Source organism: uncultured Demequina sp. (genome assembly GCF_913055775.1).
Classification (GTDB): domain Bacteria; phylum Actinomycetota; class Actinomycetes; order Actinomycetales; family Demequinaceae; genus Demequina.
The window spans coordinates 1-6,149 of record NZ_CAJXJX010000146.1; the positions used below are offsets into that span (position 1 = coordinate 1).

7 protein-coding genes are annotated in these 6,149 nt (G+C 68.2%); 4 read left to right on the forward strand and 3 right to left on the reverse strand.

The annotated features are described in order from the left end of the window. Window positions 1-621, reverse strand: a 621-nt coding sequence (locus tag QZ483_RS12145) for an MMPL family transporter (RefSeq protein ID WP_297084361.1), incomplete at its 3' end; no start/stop codon positions are given. Between the two features lie 63 nt (window positions 622-684). Between QZ483_RS12145 and lipB the strand changes: the two genes are divergently transcribed. The 3 genes from lipB to QZ483_RS12160 are packed head-to-tail and all read left to right on the forward strand — an operon-like array spanning window position 685 to window position 3,144. Continuing rightward, on the forward strand, window positions 685-1,386 hold the full coding sequence (gene lipB, locus QZ483_RS12150; RefSeq protein ID WP_297084363.1) for a lipoyl(octanoyl) transferase LipB: 702 nt from the start codon (window positions 685-687) through the stop codon (window positions 1,384-1,386). Beyond that, a complete protein-coding gene (gene lipA, locus QZ483_RS12155) occupies window positions 1,383-2,402 on the forward strand; it encodes a lipoyl synthase (RefSeq protein WP_297084366.1) in 1,020 nt (339 codons plus the stop codon). Before lipB ends, lipA begins: the two co-directional genes overlap by 4 nt. A 46-nt stretch (window positions 2,403-2,448) precedes the next feature. Continuing rightward, window positions 2,449-3,144, forward strand: coding sequence for a DUF4191 domain-containing protein (locus tag QZ483_RS12160; protein ID WP_297084368.1), 696 nt, complete (start codon window positions 2,449-2,451; stop codon window positions 3,142-3,144). A gap of 78 nt (window positions 3,145-3,222) precedes the next feature. Here the strand turns inward: QZ483_RS12160 and QZ483_RS12165 are convergent, their stop codons facing one another. Beyond that, the gene (locus QZ483_RS12165) at window positions 3,223-3,876 is read right to left on the reverse strand and encodes an HAD-IA family hydrolase (RefSeq protein WP_297084369.1); all 654 of its coding nucleotides are present in this window, start codon (window positions 3,874-3,876) and stop codon (window positions 3,223-3,225) included. Then, window positions 3,869-4,291, reverse strand: coding sequence for an RDD family protein (locus QZ483_RS12170; protein WP_297084371.1), 423 nt, complete (start codon window positions 4,289-4,291; stop codon window positions 3,869-3,871). The genes QZ483_RS12165 and QZ483_RS12170 overlap by 8 nt, the downstream gene beginning before the upstream one ends. Window positions 4,292-4,476: 185 nt before the next feature. Here QZ483_RS12170 and glnA point away from each other — a divergent pair, with 185 nt between their 5' ends. Further along, window positions 4,477-5,907 (forward strand): type I glutamate--ammonia ligase, encoded by a 1,431-nt coding sequence (gene glnA, locus QZ483_RS12175; protein WP_297084373.1) that lies wholly within the window; start codon window positions 4,477-4,479, stop codon window positions 5,905-5,907. Window positions 5,908-6,149 lie beyond the last annotated feature (242 nt).

Genomic DNA, 6,149 nt, shown 5'->3' on the forward strand with positions numbered 1-6,149 from the left:
GAGCAGGATGATGAGCACTACGACGAGCGCGACGAGCAGCAGGATGCCGTCGATCCCCGCGAACGCTTCGAGCAGGTCGGCGAGCACGCCGAGCGCGCCCGTGAGGTGGCCGTCGAGCTCGGTGTCGACCTCGGCCCAGGTGGCTCGGATGGTCTCTGCGACGAGTTCCCCGAGCGAAGCCTCGCCCACCGTCTCCTCGAGAACCTCGGCGTCGATGCCGAACGCGACCAGGGCGGCCTCTCCGTCCTCCGACGGCACCACCTGCGGCGCGGATTCTCCGGCCGGCGGCGACAGCACGTCTCCCACCGTGCGTCCCTGGTCGTCGCCCTCGATCGGCGTCGCGATGACCTCAGCGACGAACTCCTCGACGGTCGCGATGTCCTGTGGACCCGTGATGCCGTCGACGACGAAGATCCCCGGTACCGCTTGCGCCGGCATGAACTCCGCCTGGAGTTCCGCCGCCTGGGTGGATTCCGCGGACGACGGGAGGAAGGCCGCGGCATCGTTCTCCTGGACCTCGGAGAGCTTCCCGAAGGTCTGACCGCCTGCACCTCCCACTGCGAGCCAGCCGACGATCACGACAAGGACGATGATGGGCCGCAGCCACGTGCGCGAGGACATTCTCATATCGTGCCCCAACGCACGGGAATCCCTGACCATTCCAGGGGGTTAGCCTGGAGGCCTATGGACATCGTGAACCACGACTTGGGGACCCGCCTGGTGCCGTACCAGGAGGGCTGGGACCTCCAGCGTCGCCTGCACGAGGAACGCGTCTCCGGCGAGCGCCCGGACACGGTCGTGGTGCTCGAGCACGAGAGCGTCTACACCGCCGGTCGCCGCACGGCTTCGTGGGATCGTCCGGCGGACGGCACGCCCGTGGTCGACGTCGATCGCGGCGGCCGCATCACGTGGCACGGGCCGGGTCAACTGGTCGGCTACCCCATCGTGAAGCTTGCCGAGCCCATCGATGTGGTCCGCTACGTCCGTGCTCTCGAGCAGGCGATCATCGACGTGTGCGGCTCCTCCGGGCTGCAGGCGACGCGCGTCGAGGGTCGATCCGGCGTCTGGCTGCCGGCGCAGGGCCTCACCCCTGAGCGCAAGGTGTGCGCGATCGGCGTGCGCGTCGCGCGCGGCGTGACCATGCACGGCTTCGCTCTCAACTGCGAGCCTGACCTCGCCGCGTTCGAGCGCATCGTCCCGTGCGGCATCGCCGACGCCGGAGTCACGTCGCTCAGCCGTGAGCTCGGGAGGCGTGTCACCATCGCCGAGGTGCTGCCGGCAGCCCTGGGATTCCTGGAAAACGCTCTCGCGGACGTACGCTGGGATTCGCGGCCGCCCACAGGCGACGCCGCCAACGTCGCCGAAACCCACAAGGAGACCGTGTGACCATCGCACCCGAGGGCCGCAGGATGCTGCGCGTCGAGGCCCGCAACGCCGAGACCCCGATCGAGCGCAAGCCCGAGTGGATTCGCACCAAGGCGACCATGGGCCCCGAGTATCGGGACATGAAGGCACGGGTGCACGGCCAGGGCCTGCACACGGTGTGCGAGGAGGCGGGCTGCCCCAACATCTTCGAATGCTGGGAGGACCGCGAGGCGACCTTCCTCATTGGCGGCGCGCAGTGCACCCGGCGCTGCGACTTCTGCCAGATCGACACCGGCAAGCCGACCGCGCTCGACCGCATGGAGCCCACCAAGGTCGCGAACTCGGTCGCGCAGATGGGCCTGAAGTACTCGACCGTCACGGGCGTCGCCCGCGACGATCTCGAGGACGGCGGCGCGTGGCTCTACGCGGAGACGGTGCGCAAGATCCACGAGCTCAACCCCGGCACGGGCGTCGAGCTGCTGATCCCCGACTTCAACGCTGACCCTGATCAGCTCGCGGAGGTCTTCTCGTCGCGGCCCGAGGTGCTCGCGCACAACGTGGAGACTGTCCCGCGCATCTTCAAGCGCATCCGCCCGGCCTTCCGGTACGAGCGCTCGCTCCAGGTGATCACCGAGGCGCAGAAGGACGGGCTGGTCACGAAGTCGAACATCATCCTCGGCATGGGCGAGACCTTCGAGGAGGCCGTCCAGGCGCTGCAGGACCTCCACGACGCCGGGTGCGACCTCATCACGATCACCCAGTACCTGCGCCCGAGCCCTCGTCACCACCCCGTCGAGCGCTGGGTCAAGCCCGAGGAGTTCGTCGAACTGTCCGATGCGGCCGAGGAGATGGGCTTCCTGGGTGTCATGTCCGGACCGCTCGTGCGTTCGAGCTATCGCGCAGGCCGGCTGTGGGGCCAGGCGATGACCAGCAAGGGACGCCCGATCCCCGACGCTCTCAAGCATCTCGGAGAGCCCATGGAGGCGCGCCAGGAGGCATCGGCCCTGCTCCCCCGGAGCACGCGCCCCGCCTGCTGACAGCGGACGCTCCCGACCGCGGCGAGCGACTACACTTGGCGCCATCATGGCTAAGGAACCCGAGAAGAAGCCCCGCTGGTACAAGCTGGTCGCGCAGGCCTATAAGGCAACCGCGCCTCACGACAAGTGGCTGCTGCCGCTGATGATCGGCATCCCGGTCCTCGTGATCGGGCTCTCGGTCGTGATCGGCCTGCTGTTCGGCTCGACCATCGTGCTGGTCTACTCGATCATCTTCGGTGTGCTGACCGCAGCACTCGCGGCCATGTACACGCTCACGCGCCGCTTCGAGAAGGTCATGTACGCCCGCATGGACGGCCAGATCGGAGCCTCGCTGTCGATCGCCCAGGGCATCCGCTCGGGCTGGCAGTTCGCGGACGACCCGATCTCGGTCGATCCCCGCGGCCGCTCGATCGTGTTCCGCGGTGTGGGCAAGTCCGGAGTGGTCCTCCTCGCCGAGGGCGGCACCGCCGCTCAGAAGCAGGTCGCCGCCGCCAACCGGCGCATCACGAAGCTGGTGCCCGGAGTCCCGGTGCACGTCATCTACGTGGGCAACCGCGATGGTGATATCCCCCTGGCCAAGCTCTCGAAGGCCATCCGCGGCAACAAGAAGGCGCTGACCAAGAGCGAGCGCGGCGCGGTCATCGCCCGCCTCGACGCGATCGGCGGTCAGAAGCTTCCCGTGCCCAAGGGCGTGGACCCCTTGCGGGCACGCCCCGACCGCAAGGCGATGCGCGGGCGCTGAGCCCGGCGATTCCCACGCGCCCACCGGGCGTGGATGCGTGACAACGGCCGATGCGCGCGCGAGTCGCGCGCAGCCCTGTCAGTCCCGTTCGGGCAGGGTGAGGACGATCTGCGTGCCCTCGAGCCTGACGCCCACCTGAGTGAGGTCGTCGACCCGCGGCAGCCCCGCAGTCGCCGCGGAGCGGTTGGGCCCCACCACGACCACAGCGCACCCAGCCGCCTGGCCGGCCTCGATTCCGGCATCTGTGTCCTCGAACACCACACACCGCGCCGCGTCCACGCCGAGCTCGCGCGCCGCTCGTGCGTAGCCCTCGGGATGAGGCTTGCCGTGCGTCACGTCGTCCGCGCCGATCAGCACGTCGGGCGGCTCGATACCTACCACCCGCAGGCGTGCGCGTGCGGGGTCGGCGAGGGCCGACGTCACCAGTGCCCAGCGCTCCCGCGGCAGCTCCTCGATGAAGGCGACCGCGCCGGCAACCTCGACGACGCCGTCGAAGCGACCCGCCTCCATGGAGTGGATGGTCTCCGTCCACACCCGGACCTGCGCCTCATCGTCCAGGTAGCGTGCGATGGTCGCGCGAGAGGGCCGTCCGTGGGCGAAGGCGCGCACCTCGGCGCCGTCCAGCCCATGGACGTCCGCGAACTCGTTCCACATCGTGTCGACCATGGTCGTCGAGTCCACGAGTGTGCCGTCCATGTCGCACAGCACCGCGTCCACCCGAAGATCAGCCACGAGCGGCTCCTCGGGTAGCGACCAGGCGAGTCCCTGCGGCGCGATCGTGCATGCCGCGTCGCTCCTCGTCCCACACCACGGCGGGGATCACGAGCGCGAGCAGGATCGTGCGCAGCGCCGCCTTGGCGACTCCCACGAACGCGGCGCCGTCGTCGCGCACCACACGCAGGCCCAGGAGCCGGTGACCGATGGTGGTGCCGATGGTCGCGACGAGCACCAGATGCTGAACCGCCCAGATGCCGAGAGTCGCCAGGGGGTCCCCGCCCGTCACGACCCGTTCGACGGCATTCCCGCTCGCCGCGGCCTCGGTGGGAAAGAAGGCCGCGGAGATCAGCAGGCACAGGAGCCAATCGATGCCGAGCCCCACCATCCTTCGCCCCAGGTATGCGCTGGGCGTCGTGGGGGCATCGGGCACCTCCCCATCGTAGCCGCGCTGGGATAGGCTCGGGCACGGCGCCAACGGCGGCACCGCCGCAGTGACGCGCGCCCCCGGGACCCAGGAAACAGTTTCGTAACACAGCATGAACCTGGGGGTAACGGTCCGCCCCTAGGGTGGGCTGTGCTAGCCCTAGCTCACCTGACATTGCAAGGAGCAATCGGATGTTCAAGACTGCCGAAGAGGCAATCGCGTTTGTGAAGGACGAGGCTGTCGAGTACATCGACATTCGCTTCTGCGACCTTCCTGGCGCCATGCAGCACGTCAACGTTCCCGCGGCCCAGTTCGAGACCGTTCTCGAGGATGGCGCGGCGTTCGACGGTTCGTCGATTCGTGGCTTCCAGGCCATCAACGAGTCGGACATGAAGCTGATCGCCGACCTCCAGACCGCGTACCTGGACCCCTTCCGTAAGGCCAAGACCCTCGTCGTCAACTTCTCGGTCGTCGACCCGTTCACGGACGAGCCCTACTCGCGTGACCCCCGCAACGTCGCGTGGAAGGCGCAGGAGTACCTGAAGTCGACCGGTATCGGCGACACCGCGTTCTTCGCCCCCGAGGCGGAGTTCTTCATCTTCGACTCCGTGCGCTTCGACACCAACCAGCACGAGGGCTACTACCACATCGAGTCCTCCGAGGGCTGGTGGGGCACTGGCGAGAAGACCGACCCCGACGGCACTCCCAACCGCGGCTACAAGACTCGCTACAAGGGCGGCTACTTCCCCGTCTCGCCCGGCGACCAGCTCGCCGATCTGCGCGACGAGATCAACACCGTGCTCGGCCAGGTGGGCCTCGAGCTCGAGCGCGCGCACCACGAGGTCGGCACCGCCGGCCAGATGGAGATCAACTACCGCTTCAACACGCTGCTGCACGCGGCCGACGACATCATGAAGTTCAAGTACGTCGTCAAGAACGTCGCATGGAACGCAGGCAAGACGGCCACCTTCATGCCGAAGCCCCTGTTCGGCGACAACGGCTCGGGCATGCACGTGCACCAGTCGGTCTGGAAGGACGGCTCGCCGCTGTTCTACGACGAGTCCGGCTACGGCGGCCTCTCGGACATCGCCCGCTGGTACATCGGCGGCATCCTGAAGCACGCTCCGTCGCTGCTCGCGTTCACCAACCCGACGGTCAACTCGTACCACCGCCTCGTGCCTGGTTACGAGGCGCCGGTTAACCTGGTGTACTCGGCGCGCAACCGCTCCGCCGCGGTCCGCATCCCGATCACCGGCTCGAACCCCAAGGCCAAGCGCATCGAGTTCCGCGCGCCCGACTCGTCCGGCAACCCGTACCTCGCGTTCGCGGCGCTGCTGATGGCGGGCCTCGACGGCATCAAGAACAAGATCGAGCCGCCGGCCCCGGTCGACAAGGACCTGTACGAGCTTCCCCCGGAGGAGCACGCCCAGATCCCGACCGTTCCGGACTCGCTGTCCAAGGTCCTCGACAAGCTCGAGGAGGATCACGCGTTCCTCACCGAGGGCGGCGTGTTCACCGAGGACCTCATCGCCGAGTGGATCGACTACAAGCGCACCAACGAGATCGACCCGCTGCGCTTCCGTCCGCACCCGCACGAGTTCGAGCTCTACTACGACGTGTAAGTCGGAGTGAGCCACAGCAGAACGGGGTCGCCCTCTGGGCGGCCCCGTTCTGCTGTGTCCAGGAAGAGCTGAGGGAGGATCCTTGTCCGACGCAGTGCCCGACCGGGGAGTAGGCGGCTTCGTACGCCGCAACCGCGACGCACTCTGGCTCGAGGTGATCGGCGGCGTCATCCTCGCGTTCGCTGTCTCCGGAGTCATGTTCGCGATCGACGCGGCGCGCGAGAACTCGAGGAACGCGCACG

What these genes read in the sequence shown, in the direction of transcription:
- lipB (WP_297084363.1), top strand. Translation starts at nt 685, where the DNA reads ATGGACATCGTGAACCACGACTTGGGGACCCGCCTGGTGCCGTACCAG.
- QZ483_RS12160 (WP_297084368.1), top strand. Translation starts at nt 2,449, where the DNA reads ATGGCTAAGGAACCCGAGAAGAAGCCCCGCTGGTACAAGCTGGTCGCG.
- glnA (WP_297084373.1), top strand. Translation starts at nt 4,477, where the DNA reads ATGTTCAAGACTGCCGAAGAGGCAATCGCGTTTGTGAAGGACGAGGCT.